Genomic DNA, 26,850 nt, shown 5'->3' with positions numbered 1-26,850 from the left:
ATTGATTAAAATATACGTGAACGTGGACGCAAAGCCATTGCTGGCAGCGAAAGTGTTGAGACGCATAGACCTTATTTGTTGAGTAATGACGTGGTTTCTTACTGCTCGTTTTTCATTCACACAGGGTGAAAAATAGGGATTTTATTCTAAATAAAGGTAGTTGGTACGCTTAATTTTTCAGGAAAAGGCAGGACCCAATTCTCTTTTACCTTCGGCAAATGAGAATTGGGTCTGGGTTGGAACCGGGGGCCGGAAGGGAAAAGAGGAATCCGGCAAAAACAAATGCAATAAATGCAACCGATTGAAAAAAAGGAATTATTTTAATTTATAAATCTCGCTACCTGCAAGCAGGAAACATCCCAGGCCATAATCTTCAAAATCAGGGATCTTATCAAATGTAACAGGCTGACCGTCTGAGGGCTGCTTCCCGGTACTCTGCACAAAACCCAGCATGCCATTGTCATGCACACAATCTTTTACCAGTGCGTTCCAGGCTTTTACCACTACCGGGTAATAAGTTTTCTTATCCAGGTAACCTTTACGAATACCCCAGGTAATACCATATACAAATAATGAAGTACCTGTCAGCTCCTTCCCGCCATAATTCCCCGGATCACGGAGACTTGCATTCCAGAAGCCATCCTCTCTTTGTAAAGGCAACAAGGCTGCGGACATTTCCTTAAAATCGTCCAGTAAGATCTTATAATAACGAGCACTTTCAGGCAGCTGTTCCATCGTCCTTACCAGGGCTGCTAATACCCAGCCATTACCGCGGCTCCAATAGCAGTTCTGACCATTAGGTTCTTTGTATGGAGGAATGAAATCCTTATCTCTCCACCATAAATGTTCTTCTTTATTGTACAAGCCATTTTTCGTCCACTCATACATCTCGTACATGCGATGGTAGTAGGCTGTGTCTTTATATATTTTACCCAAACGGGCCATTACGGGCATGGCCATCTGAATTGCATCAATCCAATGCCAGTCGTCGATCTTTGATGTTTTCAACATGGTATCTATAGAGGCCTTGATATTGGCAATGCGCTCAGCCTGCTTATCTATCAGGTACAAATCAATGTACGTCTGCCCGCAATCCTGGTCATCCGCATTGCGGGTTTTAATTCCATTCCGCAGGTTCCAGTTGTGTTTTTCACCCCATTGTACTGCGTAATCGTAATAGGACTTTTTAGGGTCAACGCTATACAAAGCCATGAGACCTTCGTAATACACACCACGGGTCCAGATATTAGAAGGCCATGTTTTATTCAGCACGATCTCCTTCCCTGTATCCGGCCATTTCTCCATAAAATACTGGTTCGTCTTCGTCATTGCAGCCAGTGTGGTCTTCTTTGGAATGAGCGTGTGCTGTGCCTGGGTGCCGAGGGCTAAAAGCATGCTAACGAACAGGAAATACTTTTTCATTGTGGATTTATTTTTATTTTATCAGGGCATAGGCTGCAGGCCTTCCCATTTAACTTTCCATTTGCCATTTTTAGGAATTCCCGGTTCTTTGACGGTACAACCATCATAACCTGCACACATCAGGGCGACAGCTGTCAATAGCCCGCCATTCCCGGGCAGGTATAAACGTAACCTGTCATCCTGGTAATTGTGCCCGTTTGGCAACCAGGTATTTGTCCTGATCTTCATGAACAGGGCATCTATCGCTTTCTCCGGTTCTCCCAGTCTTACGGCTGTCATGCAGGTAAGCGGGAAATCCCATCCCCAGGTATCTTTCCAATCCCAGCTGGTCCAGATTTTATTGAGTGTATGGTGCATGATCCCCGTATCCAGTGCAGGGCTGGCGGGTAACATTCCCAGGGTACCCAGTACTGCCGGATGGTCTGTCATATAATACGGGCGGGTATAACTATCAGGTGCGCTTTCAGCAGCGAGGTATATACCATCCTGCTGAGGAAGGGGTGATAGTCCCTGCAATACCTTGTCCCATTCCGGGTTCCGGGGCAGGCCAGCCCTTTCTCTCCATAGCTGGGCAGTTTGTAATCCCCAGTGCCAGTAAGCCAGTTCGAATGTAGGATTGAAAGTATCCTCCGGTTTAAACCTTTCCTGGGCAGGGATCAGTCCTTTGCCAAGGATGTAATGATGAGTAGTGCTGTCATACCATGCATAGGAAGCCATGAAATCGGCTGTAGCGGCAACGAGTGACTGGTATTTAGCCAACACTTCCGGGTGCTGGCGATACAGCAACTCTGCCATGTAAATAAAATGAGGTTGTTGCCAGATCAGGAAAGCACCGACAGAAGAAGGGCTTTCATTTCCCCAGGGATCCGTCATTTTTTGCCAGCGCATGCCTTGGTAGCCCTGTCTTTGCGCGATGGCGCGGGCCTTATCCGCCACTGTTTCATACCATTGCAGGCTTTTTTGCATCAGGTCCGCCCTTCCCCAAAGCGCAAAATGAACGGCATGCCACCAATACATTTCCAGGTGCGGCTTACCATACCAGCTATTGTAGGTGAGCCCGGTTTCCTGTGGTGGCATATAGCCGGCACATTGCACAGCCATGAGGTATTGTGAAAGGACTACTCTCCTTTCCAGTTCAAAAGCGCGGGGGTCAGTACTACCGCTGAAATCAACGGCAGCTCCCCTTTTCCAGAATGCCTGCCAGTATCGGCGGCTGTCATTTTCCGTTTGCGCAAAGGAAGGAAGGTCCTGCGCTTCGTGAGGAGAGAACTCAATGGTAATCTCCTCGTCGAGGGTAAGCAGGAACTCATGAAGATGAGGACTGCTGGTATTTATAGGGGAGTAATTTAAAAAGTAACGGGTTGTATCTAACTGGTGGATGATAAGACCGGGTTTTAGGACAGACGATTGGTGCCTGTCAGGATCCTGGTAATTTGCCCCCGCATCTGCAAATTCGCCTGTAGGATAAGGAAGGCGAATACGGATTTTCAATCGCCCCTGCTTAACAAGGGGGGAAATGACTTTGATGGATACGAGGTCTTTATGCGGATGTACGACAGTACGGACTTTTACGGGAATACCTTCTATAATGAAGGAACTGCGGATCTCTCCATTCCAGAGGTCCAGCACCTGGTCTACCTGTTTCAGATCAGTGAGGGCAGCGGCCTGGCCATTCTTTTTCAGGATCAGGAAACCAACAGTTCCGAGTTGCAGGCGGTGCACATTTTGCCGGAAATATTCGACAGCGGGGGCGTTTTTCTTTTGTACGGCATAGGTAATATCACGGCCCTGCAGGTGGTAGGGCTGGTAAGTATCCGCTATATTGTACCCTGCTGTATTCGGGAAACTATGCCATCCCCAGCCGGACTGGGTACCCAGGGGAATGCCTTTGCTATAAGCTTCCGGAAATGTTTGTAAACCGGTGACATCAACTGTAAAAGCAAAATTGCCATTGCCCAGGGTCAATGCAGCAAGCGTATCTGCCTGGTGCAGTGTCACATTATGCCGCTCCACCAGCGCCTGACGGTTGATAGGCGTTTGTCCACATACAATAGCATATGTGCAGGTCAACAGGAAAGTAAGATAGTTTTTCATTCGTGGAATACTTAAAAATACGTTTTTATGGAAACGTTTGCATAAAAAGTTGACATTTCAAATATGCGAAATGAGGAGAGGAAAGGTATCCTATGCTGTCTTTTTACTATTTTAGCTTATATGAAAAAGTTACTTTTTTGCTGCCTTATGCTTAGTCTGAAGGCGATTTGCTATGCCGAGGAAGGTACCCCACCCCAGGAAAGATACATTCTGGTAATTCATGGCGGTGCTGGTACTATCACCAAACAAAACATGACACCTGAAAAGGAAGCGGCTTACACAGCAGTGCTGAAGGAAGCCCTGATTACGGGTTTTAAAATGCTGAAAGCGGGTAAAAGCAGCACTGAAGCGGTAGAAGCTACCATTAAAGTGATGGAAGACTCTCCCCTCTTCAATGCCGGGAAAGGCGCTGTATTCACCCATGATGGTAAAAATGAGATGGATGCTGCCATTATGAATGGTAAGACCCTGCAGGCAGGTGCTGTAGCGGGGGTAACTACAGTCAAAAACCCGATCTCTGCTGCGAAAGCTGTGATGGAAAAATCTGAACACGTCATGCTGGCGGGTCGTGGAGCTGAACAGTTTGCCAAAGATGCCGGTCTGGAAATCGTGGATCCTAAATATTTCTGGACACAGGAGCGCTGGGATGCCCTGCAAAAAACACTGAAAACAGATTCTTCCAAAACAAAATTAGATCATAGCTATACACCGGCAGGTAAACTGGGTATTGAAAATGTAGACAATAAATTCGGTACTGTAGGTGCTGTTGCGCTGGACAGAAATGGCAACCTGGCAGCAGGAACTTCTACCGGTGGCATGACTAACAAAAAATATGGCCGTATCGGTGACTCTCCGATCATTGGTGCAGGTACTTATGCCAATAATAAAACTGCTGCCGTATCCTGTACCGGGTGGGGTGAATTTTACATCAGGGATGTAGCTGCCTATGATCTTTCCGCGATGATGGAATACAAAGGGATTAACCTGGATCAGGCAGCGAAAGCTGTGATTGAGAAAATCGGTATCCTGGGAGGAAGCGGTGGTTTGATCGCCCTGGACCAGGCAGGTCATGCGGTAATGCCTTTCAATACAGAAGGTATGTATAGGGGAACTATTACTGAAGACGGTCAGATTGATATTGAGATCTACAAACAGCAATAAATGCAGAAAGACTGACTAACAGGCAACCATCTTTGTAGGGGGAATGGTAATTAAAACCTTATTAGTCAGTCTTTTTATGCTTTCAAAAGGATAGTTAATCCGGGTTTTTCAACAATGATTGGGATTAATATTTTTCTGAAAACATGTTAGTTCAGAAAGCTGAATTTGTTTTCGAACGCTTTACCTATTACAGGTACAGGTCTCTGAGCTTCATTCGAAGCGGTTATTATTCCAAATATCAGCAGAATCAATGGAAGAAGGCCGGCTACACTCAAGAGAGATCCCAGGGTAGGGATAATTCTTGCGACGATGGAAACAATAATTGAAATTGCAATGCCCGCGATAAATACGCCTAAGGCTTGTGCAAGATGATAACGTACCAGTGGTGAACGCTCAGGTGTTTCCTTATACTTTACATAGGCAATTATCCAACCAATTATTGTACAGTAGGCGACGATAGCTAATGTTTTGTCCTTCATGATATGATCATTTTTTTGTGATTGATGATGTCACAAAAGTATTTCCCCCAAAGATGTCCAGCTATTTTTGACCTACTACCGAAGTACTACAGGTGGAAAAAACAGCGTCTACGAAACAACTACAAACGATACAATCAATTCAGAATCAAAATATTAAAACTACGTTTAATTATTAATATTAATACTTTCCGGCTTTGCGCCATGGCTATTGCGTATACTTTTTTGTACAGCGGCAACTGCTATCGATGTTTTTTGTTTCATTGTATCTGAAATATTTCTATATAAGATACAAATTAACCCCAATTATCAGGTGCCTGAAATAGCTGAATTCAGGGATAAAATATTAAAAGTTTATAATATTATGGAAATCAGTCCTCTTTAAAGAGGGGGTTTTAATTACTCATTCTATTTTGATAATTTTATATCAATACAAATACCCATGCATCAGGAAACACACATCAATAGCTCCAATTTTGTCAGAGATGTCATCATCGGCATGTCCGATGGACTGACTGTACCCTTTGCCCTTACTGCCGGTTTGAGTGGCGTATTGGATACGAACCATCTTATCATTGTATCCGGACTTTCTGAAATTGCAGCAGGTTGTATTTCAATGGGATTGGGGGGATTTCTGGCAGGACAAACAGAAGTGGAGCACTATGACTCCGAACTGAAACGGGAGTATGAGGAAGTGGAAAAGGTGCCGGAGACAGAAAGGCAGGAAGTGGAAGCTATCTTTATTGACATGGGTGTGGATAAGGAACTGAGTAAGCAGGTGACTTTACAGATCAGCCAGGATAAACATAAATGGGTAGACTTTATGATGCGCTTTGAACTGGGGCTGGATAAACCTGATAAGGACAGGGCTATTAAATCTGCATTGACAATTGCGTTCTCTTACCTGGCAGGCGGGTTCATACCTTTGTTCCCTTATCTCGTCACTTCGAATAACCAACAGGGATTTTATTTCTCCTGCATTATTACTGTTATAGCACTGCTAATTTTTGGATATTTTAAATCGAAAGTAACCGGACAACCTTTGTTGAAAGGCACGTTAAAAGTAGCCCTGACAGGCATTGCAGCGGCTGTGGCAGCTTATGCACTGGCCAAAATGGTAAGCTGATTTGGCTTCATTTCTGCATCTATAAAACTAAACGGAATTGTGAATGTTTATCCTTTAAACTACTAAGTCATGAGAAGTTTAGTTTTAGCCCTGATACCCGCTTTATTCTTATTGAATAGTTGCACCACCACTACAGGTGTACAGGGTTCAACTGGTCCGGACGGCAGTATTACATACCAGACCTTCTACGATGATCTTTCCCCGTATGGCAGCTGGATAGACTACCCGGGGTATGGAAATGTATGGAGTCCGGCTATAGACGGGGATTTCCGTCCTTATGCCACCAATGGGCACTGGGTATACAGCAATGAAGGCTGGATGTGGGCATCTGATTTTAACTGGGGCTGGGCTCCCTTTCATTATGGCAGATGGTTTTATGACGATGGCTATGGCTGGCTGTGGATACCGGGATACGACTGGTCTCCGGCCTGGGTCACCTGGGGAGCAGTGGATAACTATTATTGCTGGGCACCACTGGGACCTGGTGTAGGTGTTGGCTCAGCATATGGCGGCTGGCGACCACACGATTACTATTGGAACCAGGTACCGAGGGATCACATTTATGACCGTGATCTTTCACGACAGGTCACACGCCCCAATAGTGCCGATAGAATTGCTGTAATCAACAATTTTGCTACTACACATGGTCACAATCTCTATTATTCACAGGGGCCAAATATAGCTGATGTACAGCGTTATACTAACAGGACCATCACACCGATGAATATACAGGAAAGCAGGGTCAGAACAAATACTACACCCAGCGGTAACACCATGCGGGTGTACAGGCCCCAGGTGCAGACTCCGCAACCCAGACAATTCAGAAGCTTTAATAATAACAATACTACCCGGCCTATTATGCAAACGCAGGACAGGCCTACTATACAGAGATCAGAACAGATCAGGAATGTTAATAGTCTGCCAATGCGTACAGCGCCGATGATGTCGTCACCGTCTCCATCGGGTAGCAGAGTCAGAAGGTAAAAAGAAATGCCGGTGAGATTTCACCGGCATTTCTTTTATCGTAATAACTTCCTGTCTTCATCCGTGAGTGGTACTATATGACTGACCAATTCTACTACCTCCTCTTTCATCCCTGCCTCAAGCAGTAAACCCAGCAAGCCTACATTGATGCGCTGTTGCTCCCTGTTTAATCCCTGGAACAAGCGGGGCTCTATACAGTACAGGTTCTTCACGACTTTCAGCAGTGCTTTCTTTTTCCTGCCATCCTGCAGTTTTGGAATGATGCCATTCTTCTCATAGTTATCCACCAGCCTCTCGGCCGCTTCTCCATCTACAAACGCCTTCTGCCGTAGTCTTACCAGTTCATGCAGATGATTCATCAGTGTTTTGAATACCCCATGCTGGCGGGTACGTTCAAACAGGTTTTGAGACAACTCATTATCCTGGGGATTGAAGGCATCGAAATAGCGGGACTCAATGTACACACTATGGTAGAAACCAATCGCATTATTATTGAATGAGGTAAGATCCTTGAACAGTTCTTTCTGTTGGGAGTTGAGGAAGTAAAAGAAGAATTTGTCGCCAATCCGCTCAGACCACCTGACGAAAGTGATCTTAAAAAAGTGGTCTTTCCCTTCTGCGTCTTTCAGGGGTAAGGTACCGATATCCGTTTCAGCGATCAGCTGCTGGTAAGGTAATACAGCACCATTGATGCGGATCTGGTATTCCTTTTCCCGGTTCAGCATCAGGAACCAGCCGAACTCTCTTTCCAGGAAGGTTTTGAATTCATCGGACTGAAAGGAAAAACCGGTTACATCAAAGAGGTCAGTAAAAGTAACCATCGTACCGGTAGTGCCCTTGGCTAACTCCCGCTTATTGTGTGGATCGAAATAATCTTTAGAGTTCTTTGTGATCGTAATCTCATAAGCATGCAGCTTACCTGTGGTCTGGTCTTTATAGACGGTTTTCCACAATGCTTTTCCACTAAAGGCAGAAAAAGAGAAACGTCCGCGGCCTTTATTTCCTTTGATGACAGAAGATGTCTTCTGGAAAGTAGCTTTTTTAATTGAGTCGTTGAAGTTGCCAAAGGTCTCCTTTAGCTGCTCATAGTCGATACCAGTGCCATTGTCTGTAATTGACAGGCTATGGATGGTATCTATTTCATTTGTTTCAAAAGTGATATCGATGATGGATGCCGCTGCGTCAAAACCATTCCAGATATATTCTGCCACCGCTTCCATATAGTCCCGGGGAAGCCCGGAAGACTGAATACCGGTATCTGTAACAGACACTTTTTCTTTCATATTACGTGCGCATTTAAGTGGGCAAAAGTAATATAAAAGGCTTATTCATTCACTAATATAATCTTCCCGATATGTTGGCTGCTTTCCATGAGGGCATGGGCTTCAGGCGCTTTGTCATATGTAAATGTTGCATATATGACAGGCTTATATTTCCCATTGTGAATAAGTGGCCAGACTTTCTCCAGCAGTTCCTGTGACAGCGCTTTCCTGAAGGTATAATCGCGGGGGCGCAATGTTGTACCTGTGATGGTAAGGCGCTTCTGCATCATCCTGGAAATATTCAATTGCGCCATGTTTCCACCCATGGCATTGATGTAGACCAGGCGGCCTTCGGTATTGAGCAGCTGAACGTTTTTATCCAGGTAGTCTCCTCCCACCATATCCAGTATTACATCCATACCGGTGCCGGCATAGGCTTGCATGAAATCCTGTTCTTTATAATTGACATAACCGGCGGCTCCGAGCTCCAGGCAGGCCTTGCCTTTCTCTTCGGAACCGACGGTTACGTATACATTTGCGTCAAAGGCATGGCCCAGCTGAATAGCTGCAATACCAATACCGCTACTTCCGCCATGTACCAGGAGGTTTTCTCCTGCCTGTAAGTGCGCCCGCTGAAAGACGTTCGTCCATACAGTGGCTATTACTTCGGGCAGACTGGCTGCTTCGGCAAAGGAGAGCTTTTCAGGAACAGGCAGACATTGTCCTTCTTTGGCGGTGACATGGGTAGCATACCCGCCGCCTGCAATGAGTGCGCATACTTTATCGCCCGGTTTCCACATAGTTACACCGGGGCCACATTCGATTACGATACCAGCCACTTCCATACCCAGAATATCCTGTACTACGCCGGGAGGAGCCGGATACTTCCCCCTACGCTGAGAGACATCTGCCCTGTTAAGGCCAGCCGCCTTGATTTCAATCAGCACTTCCTCTGCACCTGGTGTAGGTGTAGGATATTCCTGTAACTGCAGTACTTCCGGACCTCCGGGTTGGGTAATGACAATAGCTTTCATAACTTATGCGTTTAATACGGGTGCGTCTTTCAGTTTTTCCTTAATTGCTTCAGGCAGGAATGGTCTGCCACCGGTTGCAGGTACACAGGTGCCGGTGAATACTGCCTTGGTTACAACTTTGTTATTGAGCATGATCTTCTGTTCAAAATGGATCTGCGGTTTTCCACTTCCGTCTGCCATTAGCTGACAGGTAACGGTGAATTTATCGTCTCTTTTCAGGGAACGAACAAACTGGATGGTATATTGAGAAAGGACCATATTGATACCTTTCTGTGCTTCTTCTTCCAGGCTGAAGCCCAGTACGTCTTTAATAAAGTCGTGCCTGCAATATTCCATATAAAAGGGGTAATATAATCCGTCCATGATGTTCTGAACGTCAATATGTTCTGGTTTTACAGTGTACTCTTTTACGTATTCCATTGTGTTGGTCCTTTTTCAGTTAGGGGCAAAGCTACATGAAGGATTCTATCAATATTTGTTTTTGTAGAATTTTTACTAAACTTTTATTCAACCGGTTTTGTTAACTTTAATTCACTTACTATACCTATCTCTTCCCTGGTAATTTTTTCCTATACGTACCACAGTGACACCACAATGAGAATGTTATGAGAATGGCCAACATTATCGTGTTGCATCAATATCCTGCTATGGCAGAGAGGCTGATTAGAACACTTTACCACCGGCAATTTGACTTTTATGTTCACCTTGACAAAAAGGTAGACATAACCCCGTTTAGTAATCTAGCGCGCCTACCGAATACATTTCCTGTGCAGGAACGCAAAACGGTACATTGGGCCGGGTTTAGCCAGCTTGAAGCCATAGGTGCCTCCCTGCGGGCGATCTTTTCAAGCGGGCGATCGTATGACTACGTCAACCTGCTGAGCGGGCAGGATTATCCCATAAAGCCAGCCGGATATATTTATGATTTTCTCAATGCTTATGTCAATCATTCGTTCCTTAGCTCAGAAACGCCCCCTACAGCCTGGTGGAATGATGCCCACCAGCGGTATACCAGGTACCACCTGATAGATTATGGATTCAGGGGAAAACATAGATTGGAAAATTTACTCTCCAATCTATTGCCCGAAAGGGAGTTCCCACTACCCTACCAGTTGTACGGCGGGCCAGCGGCTGCTTACTGGACCCTTAGCGGCGAGGCGGCATTCTACCTTAGTCATTTCCTGTCAGAGAAGAAATATTATTCATTTTTCAAGCATACCTGGGCTCCGGATGAATTCCTGGTCAATACCATAGTGATGAACAGCCCCTTCAGTCATATGGTTATTAATGACAATTACCGGCATATAGATCGCACTAATGGTGGCTCACACCCCAGGGTATTGACCATGGCAGACCTGGATTGTTTGCAGCATAGCAGCCGGCTGTTTGCCAGGAAATTTGACCCAAATATTGACAACCAGATCCAGAATCAAATCGATGAAACAATCCTTTATTCTAAAAACCGGGTGTAAGCGATGAAAAATAACGAAAGCTGGGACTGGGAAATTAATGCCAGCACGAAATGGTTTGACTGGCACCTGCGCGAAATAATCAGTTACAAGGACCTCCTGTTCCGGTTTGTAAGGCGTAACCTGATCGCCAGTTATCAACAGACGATATTAGGTCCTTTCTGGGTATTTATTCAGCCGGCATTGACAACTTTGGTTTACTACCTCATTTTTGGAAAGGTGGTAAAGATTTCAACAGGGGGTATTCCTCCTGTATTATTTTATTTGTCAGGGATTTTGTTCTGGAGTTTCTTTTCTGATTGCCTGAATGGAACGATGTATACCTTTCTGCAAAATGCCAATATTTTCAACAAGGTATATTTCCCGCGCCTGGTAGTACCTGTCAGCAACGTGATTTCGCATAGCGTCAGGATCAGTATTCAATTGCTGCTGTTCATCCTGATCTACGTTTATAATTTGGTAACAGTGGGCTTGTATGGGAATTACTACATACTACTTACACCATTGCTGTTGTTGCTGACGGCAGGATTTGGGTTGGGAGCAGGTCTTATCATCAGCGTATTTACTGCGAAATATCGGGACCTGGATTATGCGCTTCAGTTTATACTCCGGCTCTTTATGTTTGCCACACCGGTAGTATATCCGGCATCAATTGTTCCGGCCCGGTACCAGTTATTATTCTGGTTGAATCCTCTCACGGTTGTTACTGAAACATTCAGGGCAGCCTATTTCACGCATGAACCTGTGCACTATCTAAGACTTGCTTTTTGTGTAATAGAAGTACTGTTTTTATTGGTAGTCGGCATTACACTGTTTAAGAAAAAGGAACTCAAAATAATGGATGTTGTATGATAGCTATTAAGGTTGAAAACATCTCGAAAGTATATCGTATAGGCAAGTCCGGCTCCGGCCGACTGCGGGAAGATATCCGCTTCTGGCTAAGGCGGCAGCATGCTGACAAACACTTACTGTGGGCGCTGAAAGATATCAATTTTGAAATCAACCAGGGCGAAGTCATGGGATTTATCGGGAATAATGGTGCCGGGAAATCCACTTTACTGAAAATCATTTCTTCTATTACCACTCCTACTACAGGAAGAATAAAAGGCAGGGGCAGTATTGCGAGTTTGCTGGAAGTAGGATCCGGATTTCATGGAGACCTGACGGGGCGTGAAAATATCTTTTTGAACGGGAATATACTTGGGATGAAAAACCAGGAAATAAAAAACTGTTTTGATGAGATCATTGCATTCTCTGGTGTAGAGGAATTAATTGATACACCTGTCAAGCATTATTCGAGTGGCATGTATATGCGCCTGGCTTTTGCCGTAGCCGCACATCTCAATCCTGAAATACTGATTGTAGATGAAGTACTGGCGGTGGGCGATGTAGAATTCCAGCGCAAATGCCTGGGAAAAATGAAAGAGATCTCTGACAGAAAGGGAAAGACTGTGCTGTTTGTAAGTCACAATACACAGGCTTTGCAAAATTTGTGTGACCGCGTCATCACCTTGCATAGGGGACATATCATCGATGCAGGCAAACCGGCAGAGGTGATTACCAATTATCTGAAAAGTACTGACAACAACTACCTGGCGCAAAGCTACGAGGCTCCTGAATCGGCACCGGGCAATGATTACATCAGGATTAAAAAAATAGAGATTCAATATGACACGGAGATCTTCGATATCCGTACGCCATTCTCAACAAAATTCGAATTCTGGTATAACGATCCGGAACCGGGCAGTTTGATAGTAGGTATTCATTTATTCAACATGGCAGGAGAATGCATTTTTGATGTAGCATCCAAAGGTGCACAGCTGCGTGCGGGCCTGATAACGGGAGAATGCCAGATACCGGGGAATTTCTTAAACAATGGGGCTTACTATATATCCATCGTTTTTGTGAAAGACACAACACAACGACTTTTTTATTTTGAAGGGTGTTTGTCATTTAGTGTGGAAGATTTCAGGGAAAATACCGCCTGGTTTGGGAAATGGATGGGGTATGTTCGTCCGGCGTTTCCAATAGTTTTAAATCAGCAGCATGTATTATAAGATACACCATATTGCATTATCGGAAGTAGACAGTTTCTCTGTCGGGGCAGGCCGGCATTACATTGTTGTATGGTCAGGGCAGATTCCATTAGGGCATATCTGGATCACTTCGCCAACGAAGCTTGCTGACAAAATCCGGGCTGCGATCCAACCCGCACTTAGCTATTACGATACACATGGTTCTTCACTGGTGGCACCTGGAAAAGCTGTGAGTTTATCAGTCGTTATTTGTACCCGTCACCGGCCCCAGTCATTGCATACATGCCTGCAATCATTATTGTCTGGTCCGGATACTGACTTTGAGTTAATTGTGGTAGATAATGCGCCGGGAAATGATGAAACGCTGCAGGTGGCCACACAGTTTCCCCAGGTGCGATATGTGCGGGAAGACCGAAAAGGGCTTGACATAGCCCGTAATACGGGCGCAAGAACGGCGACGGGCAATATTGTAGCATATACAGATGATGATGTCAGTATTCCGCATAACTGGATTACAAATCTGAAGGCCTGTTTTGCAGATCCCCTGATTATGGCGGTGACGGGACTGGTGATTCCTCTTTCCCTGGATACCCGGGCACAGTATATTTTTGAGAAAAAGTGGGGATTTAATAAGGGCTATCTTCCCAGGCGGTTTAATCACCGGTATTTTCTTGATAATCTTGAATATGGGGTGCCTGCCTGGGATATTGGTGCGGGGGCTAATATGGCATTTCGGAAAGAAGCGTTCCAGGTAGCAGGCATCTTTGATGAAAGACTGGATGTAGGTGCTTCCGGCTGTAGTGGTGATTCGGAAATGTGGCACCGCATCCTGGCAGAGGGATGGGATTGCCATTATGTACCGGAACTGTATGTATTTCACGAACATCGGGCTACTAACGCAGGGTTACGGAAGCAGCTCTTCGGCTATATGCGGGGGCATGTGAGTGCACTGCTGGTACAACATGAAAACTACCAGCATCCGGGCGAATTAAAACGGATAGAACAGGGGTTGCCTCATTACTACAGGCAGCGATTGTTGTCATGGATAAAAGGGAACGGGGAAGAGTATATCAGGCATATTGTCACGGAGATCAGGGGTTGCAGGTCAGGCGTTCGCTTTTACAGAGATCATCAACACCTGCGCCGGCAGGATATCCATACATTTCCTTCCTGCTTATTCCAGCCTGTGGTTGCGTCGGCAGAGAGTCTTGTATCAGTGGTGATTCCCTGTTACAACCATGGACATTATCTCAGGCAGGCTATTGATAGTGTACTTGGACAAAGTCATCCTCATATGGAGGTGATAGTAGTAGATGATGGTTCCAGTGATGATACGGCCGCTGTCTGCAAAGAATATGGAGACAGGGTGCAATACATCTATGTTTCAAGGGTGGGCTTATCAGCGGCCAGGAATATTGGGATACAGCATAGTCATGGGGAGTTTCTGATTTTCCTGGATGCAGATGATTATTTGTACCCTGGCGCAGCTGAGCTGAACCTGTTTTATTTCAGGGATTGTCCACACCTGGCATTTGTATCCGGTGCACATGACAGAGTGGATGCCAATGGTGATTACATAACAGGGGTATATCATAGCGGAGCAGGCTATCTCTCATTATTACAGGGCAATTTTATCGGGATGGAAGGATGTATTTTATACAGGAGGGATCTATTCTTTCACTTTCATTTTGACACGAAGCTACAAGCTTGTGAGGATTATGACCTCAACCTGAAAATAGCACGGCTGTTGCCCACTTTTCATCATAAAGAGAAAATAGCTGCTTACCGGATTCATGGCAGGAATATGTCGGACAACAGGAACATGATGTTGCAGTTGGTAATGGAAGTATTAAACAGGCAGGTACCCTTATTATCAAATGATGCAGAGCGCCTGGCTTTGCAGGCAGGGCGACAAAACTGGGGAGATTATTATGAAACAGCTTAACAGAATTCCGGATGAGCCTCCGGTAATCAAACCGCTTAAAGGGGAGGAACCAAGGCCGGTCTGGTCGGTGATGATACCCACTTACAATTGCAGCCGGTACCTGGAGGCAACACTGAAAAGTGTGCTGGCACAGGATCCGGGACCAACGCTGATGCAGATTGAAGTAGTGGATGATTGTAGTACGGATGAGGATATAGCTGCATTGGTAGCTACTATTGGGAAAGGCAGGGTATCGTTTTACCAGCAGCCCGAGAACAGGGGCAGTCTGCGTAATTTTGAGACGTGTCTCAACAGGGCGAAGGGGCAATTTGTGCACTTATTGCATGGAGATGATCTATCCGGTCAGGGTATTTACGAGGAAGCCACCCGGTTGTTTGCAGCTTACCCTGATGCGGGGGCAATTTGCACGGGGTTCTCCTATATTAATGAGCAGGGAGTTGAAATAAATAAAAGTCAGGCCTTACAGACTGAAACAGGGATTATAAAGAATTGGCTGGCACAGATAGCTACAGGGCAAAAAATGCAGCCACCAGCAGTGCTTGTCAGAAGAAGTGTCTATGAAAAATTAGGTGGGTTCTTTGGCATTCATTATGGGGAAGACTGGGAGATGTGGGTGCGGATTGCGGCCAGTTTCCCGGTGGTATATACCCCTGATAAACTTGCCTATTACAGGGTACATACCACCAATATCACCAGCAGGTATTTCCTGTCCTGCCAGCATATCCAGGATATTGCAAAAGTGATCGAGCTGATACAACCTTATTTGCCTGCACAGGAACGGTCAAAATTAAAACGGCAGGCACGTTATAACTGGTCCCTGTATTTTGCCCGCACTTCTGATATGACATATCATAAATACAATGCGCCGGCACAGGCACTTAACCAGGCTGGCAAGGCATTCAGGATGCACCAGAACAAGGTGACATTCTTCTTTTTGTGTAAGAATTTATTGAAGATAATGCTTCGGTATAAGCAGTGATTATTTCTTGAATCCCAATACGATCCTGATCTTCTCTCCTACATCGGCGTAAGTTTTCTTTACAACAAAATACCATTTTTTATCAGGTACATCAACGGTAAAGATCTCTCCCTGCTTATGTTTTGCCACTGCGTTTTCAAAGGGTTGAACCATCATACCGGCGGTGAAAGGTCCTGTATCCCCATCCTTTTGATTGGGATCCATATTGTACTTACTGTTCAGCTCTTCGAATGATTTACCGGCTGCATACTGCTGCTGGATAAGGGTACGGAGGCTATCTATGTGGGCATGTGTCAAAACAGCCGCATCAAGAAGGATGTATTGCGCCCTGTAAGTATAGTTGCCCGTATCTGCTATTATCTTGTAGTAATTGCCTTCGATAGTAGCTGTATCGCCGATATTCAGGCTAAACAGTTTTTTATCCACAGCAGTGGTATCCTTTTCAGAGCTTAATGGATATAGTTTGATAAAGGGATATTTCTGTACCACCTTGTAAGCTTCCTCAATATTATCACCTGCACGGTCAATGATAATTTCCATTGAACGGGTATCAGCCTTTTGGCTGCAGGCAGCAAGGATCAGAAAAAACAGACCAGCGTTTATGTATTTCATGGTGCTGAAGGTAAAAAATAATTATTATGTATTCGCCACGGGTTTAAGTTCGGCATTTGATAAGGTGAGACCGTCCTTTGTTTTGTTGAAATTACTTCCTTTCAAGAAAAGAAAAGGCAAATATTATCCTATTGATTTGGTAGACTATTTAATTTTATGTTACTTTTGCCCTGCCTATATTCTTTTAGCATGTTCCACCAACGTGCACAGAAGAACCATTGATAACCTTATAGCTTAAGAGTAATGTTATAATAATCCAAACCCATGTTCAAACAAAATCTAATCCTGGTGCTCGCACTTTTTGCAGGCACGGGGCTCTTTGCGCAGCAAAGACATGTAGAGGGTCAGGTCCTCTCTGCCGAAAACAAACAACCATTGCCCGGTGTCACTGTTAAAATTAACCGTACATCTATTGGTACCACGACAGATCCGGAGGGACATTTTCAACTGAATCTTCCGGCAAGTAAATCAGTAATAACTGTTTCCTATCTGGGTCGGGAAACTTTGGAGACAGAAGTACATGAAGGGGATGCAAACGTGCAGATCCTGCTAAAGCCAAGCAACACCACACTGGATGAAGTAGTGGCAGTGGCTTACACCAATGTGAAACGTTCCGGATACCCGGGGGCGGTATCTACTGTGAATGCTGAAAAAATTAACAGCCGGCTTACACCTAATGTCACCAATGCTTTGCAGGGGCTGGTAACCGGTTTACAATCTTCATTATCCAATGGTCAGCCCGGCAACAGCTCTACCATCAGGATCCGTGGGGTAGGCTCCATCAACGCATCAAGTGCGCCGCTGTTCGTCGTTGACAATGCTCCTTATGACGGAGATATCAATGCGATCAATGCTACCGACATCGCGTCCATCAGCGTTTTGAAAGATGCGACTGCTGCTAACCTGTATGGTTCCCGTGCTGCAAATGGTGTGATCATCATCACCACTAAACAGGGACTAAAAGGCACTTCTCATATAGATGCAGTTTTCAATCAGGGATGGAGCAGCAGGGCTGTAAAAGACTATGACAAGCTGAATACGGACCAGTATTTTGAGTTGTACTGGGAAGCCCTGAGAAACAAGCAGTTGACCAATGGCCAGACAGCAGAGCAGGCAGCAGCCACCGCCAGTTCAAGAGTAGTATCTGATCTGGGGATCAATCCATATGGCACTTCTTATCCACAACCGGTTGGTACCGATGGGAAGATAGTAGCAGGTGCACGTCCTTTGTGGAATGATGACTGGGAAAAAGGCATTCAGCAATCAGGCGCTTATACACAGGCACAGCTGAACTTTAGCGGCGGTAGCGACAAATCTACTTACTATGTAGGTGGTGGATACCTTAATAATGAAGGCGCTTATATAGCCTCTGGATTTAAGCGATATACTTTTAGAAGCAATATTACATTGCAGGCAAAACCATGGCTGAAGACAGGATTTAACCTGACCGGGGCAAACACAGTACAGGATTATCCGCGCTCTTCTGACTCACAGACGGATAACGTAGTATTGGTAGGCAGAACTATTCCCAGCTTCTACCCTATTTATCAACGCAATCCTGATGGTAGTTTTCTTTTGGATGCAAATGGCAACAAGCAGTTTGATTACGGTGCCTATCGCCCATCTGCCGCACTGGCCCGGGAAAACCTGATTGGTTCCCTGCCACTGGATAAGAACAGGTATACCAAAGAAATAGTTTCTGCAAGAACTTATATTGAAGCATCTATCACGAAAGCGCTACACTTCAAGACAAGTTACAATGTCGATTATCAGACTGAAAATTCTTTGTTTTACACCAATCCATTATTTGGTGGCGATGCAGAAATTGGCGGACAGGTATCCAAATCCAGCGAAAGACAATTGAGTTATACCTGGAATAACATATTCACGTATGATGCTGATCTGCTGGGAGGCCATCACCTGAATCTGCTGGCAGGACAGGAATATTACTACTATAATTCTACGGGTTTGGGTGGTAACAGGCAGAAATTTGCTTTGCCTGATCTATATGAACCGGCAGCGGCATCCCAGTTAAATGATTTCACAGGTACTACTGATAATTATACAAAGCTGAGTTTCTTTGGACAAGGTCAGTATAATTACCTGAACAGGTATTTCTTCACTGCCTCTGCCAGAAGAGACGGTTCTTCCCGCTTCTCACCGGATTCCAGATGGGGTACATTCTGGTCAGCAGGTGCATCCTGGCGTATTTCGGAAGAAGCATTTCTGCTTAATGAAAGCTGGTTGAATGCACTGACATTGAAGGCTAGTTATGGTTCTTCAGGCAATGACAATCTTACATCTTACTATTCTTATCTGGCACTGTATGCCATCCAGAATAACCTCGGCAATGGTGGTGTGATTACTTCAAGGCTGGCCACTCCAGGACTGAAATGGGAAAGCAATCTCAACCTGAATATTGGTCTGGATTATGGCATCCTTGACAACCGTGTATATGGTAGCTTCAACTATTATAACAGGGTAAGTAAAGACCTATTGTATGCTAAACCCATGGCAGCTTCTACAGGCTTCAGTTCTATCAGTGCCAATATTGGTGCATTGAAAAACACAGGTGTGGAGCTGGAACTGAATGTAGTACCGATCAGTACCAGGAATTTTAAATGGACGGTAGGATTGAATGCTGCAAAGAATACAAATAAAATAACAGAGCTGCCACAGAAAGAAATTATCAGTGGTACAAAGAAGCTGATGGTAGGTACCTCTATTTACGATTTCTTTCTGCGTGAGTGGGCTGGTGTAGATCCGGCAACAGGTAATCCACTTTGGTACCAGACAAATGCGGAGGGAAAAAAGGTAACGACTACCAACTATGCAAATGCCACACAGTATTATGCCGGTACTGCATTGCCTGATGTAACGGGTGGTTTCAGCAATACTTTCAATTACCACAATTTTGAGCTCTCCTTCCTACTGGCTTATAGTATTGGTGGTAAAGTACTGGATCTGGATTATGTATCCCTGCTGAGTGGTGGTACCAGCCCGGGCCGCAACTGGTCTACAGAACTGGCAGGCCGCTGGACACCAGAGCATACAACAACTGATGTACCTAAACTGACGACTGATAACCTGAACTGGACATCTACGTCAACCCGCTTTTTGTATAGTGCAACCTATGCACGCCTGAAGACCTTATCATTGGGCTACTCACTGCCATCAAAGGTATTATCAAGAGTAGGGATCAGAAATGCGAAAGTATATGCACTGGGAGAAAACCTGCTCACCTTCTATGGTCACAAAGGTATGGATCCGGAGCAGTCTATTGATGGTACTACTTACTATCAGTACCCTGCTATGAAAACTTTCTCATTTGGTATACAGGTAGGACTGTAATTCTTTAACGGCTTTTAATTCTTAGAAATGAAACTATCTAAATATTTTATTGTGGCGGTGCTTGCGCTTTCTGCCTGCAATAAGCAACTGGATACAGCGCCATCTGATGCAGTGTCAGAAGATATCGTGCTTAAAAATATTTCAAATTTATCTACCATCGCCGAAGGTACATGGGCATCTATGATGGATGACTTTTACGGTGGTACTTATAGTAATCCTGGCTTTAAATCCATTTCACTGACCAGTGATGCAATGGCGGATGATGTGGCGCTGATTACGACTAAATACGGGTTTCCGACTGCCTACCGGTTTACGCAGATGAATGATAAGACACAGTCACGTGTGACAGCCTTCTGGGGACAACTATACAAGATCATCAATAACAGTAATATCATTATTGCCAATGTGGATAAAGTAGAAGGTGATGCCACTGAGAAGAAATTCCTGAAAGGACAGGCGCTTGGACTGAGGGCACATAGTTATCTTACCCTTGCTTCCTTCTATCAGTATTCTTACCTGAAAGATTCTCTGGCTAAGACAGCCCCTATTTATACAACGCCTACTACGGCTTCTACACAGGGAAATCCAAGAGCTACACTGAAAGAAATCTATGAGCTCATCTTCGCAGATTTGCTGGAAGCAAAGGATTTGCTGGCAGGCTATGACCGTCCTGCTAAATACAAGATCAATGCAGATGTTGCAAACGGCTTGCTGGCCCGTGCTTTCCTAAATACAGGCCGCTGGGACCTGGCTGCGGCAGCCGCTGCCGAAGCACAACAGGATTATCCCCTGATGGCACAGACAGAATACAGCAAAGGATTCAATGATGTGAATAACACTGAGTGGATCTGGGGACATCCGGAGATTCCGAGCCAGAGTGATGGTAGTTATAGTTTTCACTTCCTTGATGTATCTTCTTCCACTTCTTATTACTACAGCTTCATGGCGGATCCTTTCTTTAAGGACCTATTTGATGACGGTGATATTCGTAAGACGCTCTTTTCATGGGATGGATCAGCAGCTGCAAGAGAAGGTTATTTGCAGTATAAGAAGTTTAAATTCAGGTCGGACCAGACAGCTGACCTGGTGTTGATGAGAAGTGCGGAAGCTGTGCTGATTAAGGCAGAAGGATATGCCAGGTCAGGTAAATTAGCGCAGGGTATCGATGCGCTGAATGAGCTGCGTGGAGCAAGAGGTGCTGTTTTGTTTACCAGTGGCACACAGCAGGAGCTGATCGATGCTATCCTGGTTGAAAGAAGGAAAGAGCTGTGGGGAGAGGGATTTGGTTTATCTGATATTATCCGTAATCAACTGGCAGTGGTGCGTAAGCCTTATGTGGATGACAGCGGAAATGATATTAAGGTAACGATTACGAGACCTGATGGCAGTACGGCACAGGTACCGGCAAAGTATCATACGGCGCTGAAATTTTCGGATGGGAGTGCTTTTGTTCCGAATAGTCCTTATTACATTTTTGTGATACCGCAGACAGAGGAGCAGAATAATCCTAATTTATAAATGAAAAGGGCCGGACAATGTCTGGCCCTTTTTATGTAAACGCACTACTATTGATCCGATTTATTCAGAAAGGAAATTATTTTCTTTCCAGATAGCGAGGGTTTCTTTTTCCACCCCACATTCCAGCAGAATTTCTTCTAAGTCTTCGTTACTATGGCCTTCGATAGACCAGTCTATAGCGTATGCCGCAAAATCGGCAGTGGTATTTATTTTTCCGAATAGTTTGGTTTTAGTGAGGATGGCTGCAGTTTTTCTCAGGGCTGTCCGGCCAATATTCATATCATCGTGTTCTTCCATCAGTTGTTCCATTTGTGCGAAAAGGTCTTCGAATGGTGCGATGTCTATAAGGGAGTCAAGGTAGTTGTCAGTGAAGAAGACTAATTCTTTGTTTTTCAGTCTTTGCTCTACCTGTTGCCGGGATTGAATGCCCAGGAGTGGCAGGTAGTTATCAGCATAATGGTATCCTAATTCCAGGAATGCAAGCGGGAGCTCTAATTCACTGCCCTGTAGGGTACGAACGATTTGCTCCGCCATTGCTGTTGCGAGCTTTTCAACCAGCGCTTGTGGAGACAGGTTAGCGCTGTTACGGCTAAAAGTCAGGCGGCTATTGCCCTCGGCATCGAAAGTCCTGATTTTATCAAGTTGATTATCAAGGTAAGTGTATTCGTCATGTGAATTGTATGTTCCTACTCCAGGTGTGACGTGGGTGCTGGTGGAGCGAATAATATTCCCGTCCTGGTTGTATTCGAAGCTGGTGGCGGTAAGGAAGAGGGCATGGGTGTCTTCCTTTATTTTCTCAATTAATGCTGCCCTGTCATCTTTGAGGTGGGCATAAATGGTTCCTCTGCCGTTCACGACTAAGCGCTGAGTGGCAGTTTTACGACCATTTTCAAATAGCACTCTTGTGATGGCGGAGGGTGTACCTGTATTGGTATTGAATTCAATATATTCAGCAAGGTTATCGGTGTATTGATAATATCCTTCCCAATAAAGTTTGTTGTACTCATGGCTGAAAGCGACGTAACAGGGCAGGCCCTGGTCGTTAAAGCCGTATTCGTGATTTTGTTTTTCCTGTGATAAGGGACCATCGGCCGGGAAGGAATGCTGGTCAAATTTTTCAAGATTATAACGGGAGCCTTCGGCATATTTGATGGTCTTTATGGCTGCTTTGAAGGCAGGAAGTTTTTGGATGTCTTCAAAGGCTTGTTCCCAACGGATGATGAGCTGATCTATTAAATTGTCCATAAAATAAAAATAAAGAATATCAGTCAATTCTTAGGGAAAATGCATTTATTATGAAAACAGTCCATTTCCCTACTCTTATTGGCCTAAGATTTTAGGGGTAATTATTATTTGTTGCGGCACATGAGTTTGTGACGATTAGCCGGGGCCTTGTTTTTATTTTCTTTTCGGCTGTAAGGTGGATGAGATTTTTGAATTGGAAGAGGGGGATTGGGAGTAATTCAATCCCCGATGTTGATGTTGATTCAGGGCTGTATGGAATCTCTTTTTGCTGATATTCTATAATCATCGCTTGTAATTCCTTTTACCCCTTTAGGTCTTTTTTGCACCGGAGGGTTGATATGTTGAACAGAATCAATCTTTTCCCGGACTGCAGCCACTGTATCCACCATTAGGGGTACTTCGGCCTTTCCTTCCTCTTCTTCAGGCACAGGAGTGATACTCATCACTGTATCTATTTTAATTACCGGGGGTAGTTGCCTGGGGACTTTTTTTATAAGCACAGGACTGTCTTTGGGTGTTTGTATTATCTCTGTGGGTGGAATTATTTCTTTTTGCGGTACAGGTTTTTTATTGTTATAAAAAAACCAGCACAAGGTTACAACTACTATTAAGGACGCTACTCCATACCAGGCATTACCTGTCTTGCCACCTGAAGATTTATCTTTAGGTGTGGCAGGTATTTCATCTAACTGCATTTCAATGCTGGCCCAGATGCTGTCGGACATATCCGGCACAGGTATTTGATCCAGCTTTGCTGCCATTAAATCTTCGTATGGAGTAGTTTTATTCACTAAATATTAATAGCGGTTAATTTTTTCTGAAGAATTTTTCTTGCCTCACTTAAATGCCATTTACTGGTACCTTCGCTGATATTTAACTGTGTTGAAATTTCTTTGTGTGTATAGCCATCGATGGCGTACAGGACAAAGACAGCATGTGTAGCAGGCGGCAATTGTCTTACCAGCTGTAAAATGGCTGCTGCATTTGATTTTTCTATAATACTGTTATTTACGAATGGTTCTTCTACGGTATCTACTTCAAGACTAACAAAACGACTCCGAAGTTTAATCTGGTCTAATGATTCATTGATAACTATTTTTTTAACCCAGCCATGGAAATTGCCTTTAGCAGGATCAAATGCATGAATGCTTCTGAACATTTTCACGAAGGCATGGCCTAGTATATCGGCAGCTTCGTGTTCGTCAGTAGCATAGCGCATAGCAATAGTCATTGCAAAGCCGTAAAGCAGCTTATAAAGCTGGGCTTGTGCTTTTCTATTGCCAGTACGGCATTCGAGGATGATATTATCTAATTCCTGTTCCAGTGCTTATTCCTGATTACTACCAATTTACATTGTGGATCCTTCTTGCGAACAGGGCAGTACCGATGGCGCTGATCTGCATACGTTCTGTTTCGTCCAGTTCATTGTAGAACCAGATATTCTTATCGATCATATCTACTACAGCAATTACGCCACCACTGGTACTTAGTTCATATCCAGACATGATGGTAAATGGTAGTTTGCCTGGTTTACCATCTGCCGATTCTGTTTTTTGAATGCTGAGTGGTTTTACAAAAATCGTATCGGTGCCGTTAGTGGCCATTCCGTGGTCTGAACGTTTGATGATCGTAAACGGATTGGTATCATGTTCTTTAAACCTATCATAATTGTTGGTCATCATCAGCTCCCAGTTCGGGGTAGTATCGGATTTGATAACTGCTGAAAAGAGATAGGCGTACTGTTGTACCTGTTCAAAACTGTTAAAGATGCTTTTACTGTTATAAGCTTCGTAGTCGACCTTTCTGACCATCTTCTTCTCGTTAGCAAATACTTCCATGTGTTTTTTTCCATCCGAGAGTGTATAGCGGAATTTACTTTTTTCGCTTTCTATTGTTTCTGACTTCTGGATGCCGATCTGGTTCAACAGGAAATTTTCCGGGAAGTAATAAGCGTCTTTCCATCCGGGATTTGAGATCTGTAAACCTCTTTTAATCCGGGAAGTACTTACATTTCCAAATGACATTCTATTCGCCCCGGTACCTTTTACATGCTGCATAGTAGCTTGTTCCTTAAACACTTCGGGTATAGACATCTTTATAGAAGTCCGGCAGCTCAGTAAGAAGATGGTTCCGGTTATTAATACTACATTTTTCATTTGCCAGTAATTTCTATCATCAATACCCTTCATTTTATACTAAGGTTGGGTATATGTAAAAAAATATATTTTCCTGTTTTTACCCAACCGTTCTTATTCAGGGAGTGGTATTACTATCAAACAAAAGATGAAAAACATGAGAACAAAACAGATTTTAATGATGATGGTATGCTGCTTTATTCTTTTCTCCTGCAAAAAAGATAAGGATAATAGTCCTGCCTGTGGGATTAGTATGGATGGTATTGCAGGTTCGTATAAGGTTACAAAAATACAATATAAGGCACCTGATAGTGACGATGTTTTAGATTTTATGGAATTTATGGATGAATGTCAGAAGGATGATATCACCACTTTATATAGCAATGGTAAATATAAACTTGATGATGGTGGTTTGGTTTGCGAACCGGATGAAACGGATGAAGGATTTTGGGTTATTAAGGATCAAACGATTTTGAGTGATGGAAGAATTAATGGGACGATAGAGAATTATAACTGCAAGACTTTGGTTTATTATATGAAAGATGTGTTAGTAGACGGGGATAAAATGACATTTACTGCTGAGCGGCAATGATAATTTTTTGTTACAGACGGTGCCTATTTTTCCATGTGGCACCGTCTGGATCATTGATTATTTGTATATTAGACAGATCAAAATAACCCCTATATGTTACAACGTTCCATTGGCAATCGGGCATTGCAAAATGACTCTAATAGCGTAGCCCATAATAGCAACAAAACGGGTATTTCAAGGGAAGCGGTGTCTCCTGATATAAAAAACCCTGGGGTGGGTATAATACAGGGTAAATGGAGGTTTATACCTGATACTAAGAGACTTGACCGTAATAATGATAAGTATTACTGGGATACCAGGTATCACACGCCCGAGCCAGTTCTGGCTCCCGGGATAGCGAGGAGATTACGGCTGGAAAAACTTGATGCCCGGGCGGGGAGTGACCATGATATGATAGAGGAGCAATATACCCTTTATACCGGCAGTAGTAGTTCAGGGAGTTCAAGAAGTAACAAGTATAATCCTTTCGGCAGGTTCAACGATAATATTACTATGTCTGCTTATATTCCCAGGGACGGAGCAACGATGGATTTTTCAAAAATTGTAGATGAAGACAGTAGTATCATCAGCTGGGGTGGCGATACAGGTACTTCAGCGCCTGCCTATGTGGTGACTAAGGAGAGTGATCCACAAAAGCTGAACCTGATCGCTGCAGATCCATATGGACTTACCTATGGGGATGGGCCTCTTTTACACATCAATGCGTTTCCCACCGCACAAAAGATCAGGGTACCTAACGGGCTTCCGCCTAAACTGAAATTCAATCCGGACGAATTAATGCATGCTTCGGTAGAAGCTAACAGAATAGATAACAGTGTAATTTCCGGCTTTAAGGGTGGACGACAGGATGAGGATGGGCAGATTAAAATTATGGGCGTGTCCGCAGCAGAAATGGCCCGGGCGGCAGGGTATGATAATGCGGTAGATCCGGAGTTTGAACATGATAAGAGTCCAACAGGTACGAAGAAACATGGATGGGAATGGTTGCATTTGATTTCTTATGCGCTGGGTGGACCAACACAGTTAGGGCCACAGACGGCAGAGAATCTGGTAGTTGGTACAACGGCGGCAAATACAACCATGATCATGTTTGAGGATGCTATCAATAGCCTGATTACAGAAAAAGTGATCAAGGCGGCGATGATTAATGTGTTGGCAATAATGGCGGATGAGCAATACAGAGTGGCTGGGCAAATAGTTTATTCTATCAGGATACTATTGAATGATGATAGAGAAGTTCCATTGGATCCGATACATTTTAGTGCGTTGACGAAGTCGACACCTTTCGTGGTAACGAATAAGTATATCAGGGCGATGCTACGGGCGAAGTTGAAAGGGATAACGACGAGTGTACCGGATAATACGAAATATGATTTTTACTCTTGAAAATGGCAGAGACTAGTTCCTGC

At 44.3% G+C, this 26,850-nt stretch carries 23 protein-coding genes; 12 read left to right on the top strand and 11 right to left on the bottom strand.

Annotation, left to right across the window (positions count from 1 at the left end):
* Positions 1-315: 315 nt before the first annotated feature.
* Both DXN04_RS00675 and DXN04_RS00670 read right to left on the bottom strand, forming a co-directional pair.
* Entirely contained in the window at positions 316-1,422 is a 1,107-nt protein-coding gene (locus DXN04_RS00675) for a glycoside hydrolase family 88/105 protein (protein WP_116851409.1), read from the bottom strand.
* 21 nt (positions 1,423-1,443) lie between these two features.
* Positions 1,444-3,516, bottom strand: a complete 2,073-nt coding sequence (locus DXN04_RS00670) for a hypothetical protein (protein WP_199414961.1) — start codon at positions 3,514-3,516, stop codon at positions 1,444-1,446.
* 120 nt (positions 3,517-3,636) lie between these two features.
* Here DXN04_RS00670 and DXN04_RS00665 point away from each other — a divergent pair, with 120 nt between their 5' ends.
* Positions 3,637-4,677, top strand: a complete 1,041-nt coding sequence (locus DXN04_RS00665; protein ID WP_116851408.1) for an isoaspartyl peptidase/L-asparaginase family protein — start codon at positions 3,637-3,639, stop codon at positions 4,675-4,677.
* A 146-nt stretch (positions 4,678-4,823) separates the two neighbouring features.
* Here DXN04_RS00665 and DXN04_RS00660 read toward each other — a convergent pair whose 3' ends face one another.
* Positions 4,824-5,156, bottom strand: a complete 333-nt coding sequence (locus tag DXN04_RS00660; RefSeq protein WP_116851407.1) for a DUF4870 domain-containing protein — start codon at positions 5,154-5,156, stop codon at positions 4,824-4,826.
* Positions 5,157-5,595: 439 nt separating this feature from the next.
* On the opposite strand from DXN04_RS00660, the gene DXN04_RS00655 reads away from it, so the two are divergent.
* Entirely contained in the window at positions 5,596-6,279 is a 684-nt protein-coding gene (locus DXN04_RS00655; RefSeq protein WP_116851406.1) for a VIT1/CCC1 transporter family protein, read from the top strand.
* 69 nt (positions 6,280-6,348) lie between these two features.
* Entirely contained in the window at positions 6,349-7,263 is a 915-nt protein-coding gene (locus DXN04_RS00650; RefSeq protein ID WP_116851405.1) for a DUF6600 domain-containing protein, read from the top strand.
* A 35-nt stretch (positions 7,264-7,298) separates the two neighbouring features.
* On the opposite strand, the gene DXN04_RS00645 is transcribed toward DXN04_RS00650, so the two are convergent.
* Genes DXN04_RS00645 through DXN04_RS00635 form a run of 3 tightly spaced genes read right to left on the bottom strand, consistent with a single transcriptional unit; the run spans position 7,299 to position 9,979 of the window.
* Positions 7,299-8,546, bottom strand: coding sequence for an ATP-binding protein (locus DXN04_RS00645; protein ID WP_116851404.1), 1,248 nt, complete (start codon positions 8,544-8,546; stop codon positions 7,299-7,301).
* A gap of 41 nt (positions 8,547-8,587) precedes the next feature.
* Positions 8,588-9,559 carry an NAD(P)H-quinone oxidoreductase gene (locus DXN04_RS00640; protein WP_116851403.1) on the bottom strand — a complete coding sequence of 324 codons (972 nt, stop codon included), beginning with the start codon at positions 9,557-9,559 and terminating at the stop codon, positions 8,588-8,590.
* 3 nt (positions 9,560-9,562) lie between these two features.
* Positions 9,563-9,979, bottom strand: a complete 417-nt coding sequence (locus DXN04_RS00635) for an acyl-CoA thioesterase (protein WP_116851402.1) — start codon at positions 9,977-9,979, stop codon at positions 9,563-9,565.
* Between the two features lie 185 nt (positions 9,980-10,164).
* Here DXN04_RS00635 and DXN04_RS00630 point away from each other — a divergent pair, with 185 nt between their 5' ends.
* Genes DXN04_RS00630 through DXN04_RS00610 form a run of 5 tightly spaced genes read left to right on the top strand, consistent with a single transcriptional unit; the run spans position 10,165 to position 15,988 of the window.
* Positions 10,165-11,031 (top strand): beta-1,6-N-acetylglucosaminyltransferase, encoded by an 867-nt coding sequence (locus DXN04_RS00630; RefSeq protein WP_116851401.1) that lies wholly within the window; start codon positions 10,165-10,167, stop codon positions 11,029-11,031.
* Between the two features lie 3 nt (positions 11,032-11,034).
* Positions 11,035-11,880 (top strand): ABC transporter permease, encoded by an 846-nt coding sequence (locus DXN04_RS00625; protein WP_116851400.1) that lies wholly within the window; start codon positions 11,035-11,037, stop codon positions 11,878-11,880.
* Complete coding sequence (locus DXN04_RS00620) at positions 11,877-13,085, top strand: ABC transporter ATP-binding protein (protein WP_116851399.1); 1,209 nt, start codon at positions 11,877-11,879, stop codon at positions 13,083-13,085. Before DXN04_RS00625 ends, DXN04_RS00620 begins: the two co-directional genes overlap by 4 nt.
* Positions 13,075-15,009 carry a glycosyltransferase family 2 protein gene (locus tag DXN04_RS00615; protein WP_116851398.1) on the top strand — a complete coding sequence of 645 codons (1,935 nt, stop codon included), beginning with the start codon at positions 13,075-13,077 and terminating at the stop codon, positions 15,007-15,009. Before DXN04_RS00620 ends, DXN04_RS00615 begins: the two co-directional genes overlap by 11 nt.
* Positions 14,996-15,988, top strand: coding sequence for a glycosyltransferase family 2 protein (locus DXN04_RS00610; protein ID WP_116851397.1), 993 nt, complete (start codon positions 14,996-14,998; stop codon positions 15,986-15,988). Before DXN04_RS00615 ends, DXN04_RS00610 begins: the two co-directional genes overlap by 14 nt.
* Here the strand turns inward: DXN04_RS00610 and DXN04_RS00605 are convergent, their stop codons facing one another.
* Positions 15,989-16,600 (bottom strand): peptidylprolyl isomerase, encoded by a 612-nt coding sequence (locus tag DXN04_RS00605; protein WP_116851396.1) that lies wholly within the window; start codon positions 16,598-16,600, stop codon positions 15,989-15,991.
* Between the two features lie 264 nt (positions 16,601-16,864).
* On the opposite strand from DXN04_RS00605, the gene DXN04_RS00595 reads away from it, so the two are divergent.
* Both DXN04_RS00595 and DXN04_RS00590 read left to right on the top strand, forming a co-directional pair.
* Complete coding sequence (locus DXN04_RS00595) at positions 16,865-19,951, top strand: SusC/RagA family TonB-linked outer membrane protein (RefSeq protein WP_116851394.1); 3,087 nt, start codon at positions 16,865-16,867, stop codon at positions 19,949-19,951.
* Positions 19,952-19,978: 27 nt separating this feature from the next.
* The gene (locus DXN04_RS00590; protein ID WP_116851393.1) at positions 19,979-21,469 is read left to right on the top strand and encodes a RagB/SusD family nutrient uptake outer membrane protein; all 1,491 of its coding nucleotides are present in this window, start codon (positions 19,979-19,981) and stop codon (positions 21,467-21,469) included.
* A 60-nt stretch (positions 21,470-21,529) separates the two neighbouring features.
* On the opposite strand, the gene DXN04_RS00585 is transcribed toward DXN04_RS00590, so the two are convergent.
* The 4 genes from DXN04_RS00585 to DXN04_RS00570 form a co-directional block, all read right to left on the bottom strand.
* Positions 21,530-22,714 carry a hypothetical protein gene (locus DXN04_RS00585; RefSeq protein WP_116851392.1) on the bottom strand — a complete coding sequence of 395 codons (1,185 nt, stop codon included), beginning with the start codon at positions 22,712-22,714 and terminating at the stop codon, positions 21,530-21,532.
* Positions 22,715-22,956: 242 nt separating this feature from the next.
* Positions 22,957-23,475, bottom strand: coding sequence for a hypothetical protein (locus tag DXN04_RS00580; RefSeq protein ID WP_116851391.1), 519 nt, complete (start codon positions 23,473-23,475; stop codon positions 22,957-22,959).
* Positions 23,476-23,504: 29 nt separating this feature from the next.
* Entirely contained in the window at positions 23,505-24,038 is a 534-nt protein-coding gene (locus DXN04_RS00575) for an RNA polymerase sigma factor (RefSeq protein WP_116851390.1), read from the bottom strand.
* A 16-nt stretch (positions 24,039-24,054) separates the two neighbouring features.
* Positions 24,055-24,870: a hypothetical protein gene (locus DXN04_RS00570; protein WP_147319806.1), complete on the bottom strand. Its 816-nt coding sequence runs from the start codon at positions 24,868-24,870 to the stop codon at positions 24,055-24,057.
* Positions 24,871-25,006: 136 nt separating this feature from the next.
* On the opposite strand from DXN04_RS00570, the gene DXN04_RS00565 reads away from it, so the two are divergent.
* Both DXN04_RS00565 and DXN04_RS00560 read left to right on the top strand, forming a co-directional pair.
* Positions 25,007-25,441, top strand: a complete 435-nt coding sequence (locus tag DXN04_RS00565; RefSeq protein WP_147319805.1) for a hypothetical protein — start codon at positions 25,007-25,009, stop codon at positions 25,439-25,441.
* A 93-nt stretch (positions 25,442-25,534) separates the two neighbouring features.
* The gene (locus DXN04_RS00560; protein WP_116851387.1) at positions 25,535-26,827 is read left to right on the top strand and encodes a hypothetical protein; all 1,293 of its coding nucleotides are present in this window, start codon (positions 25,535-25,537) and stop codon (positions 26,825-26,827) included.
* Positions 26,828-26,850: the final 23 nt, after the last annotated feature.

This window comes from Chitinophaga silvisoli (assembly GCF_003412465.1).
Taxonomy (GTDB): Bacteria; Bacteroidota; Bacteroidia; order Chitinophagales; family Chitinophagaceae; genus Chitinophaga; species Chitinophaga silvisoli.
Note: the sequence above shows the minus strand (reverse complement) of the source record. Positions and strands in the feature narration are given on the sequence as shown.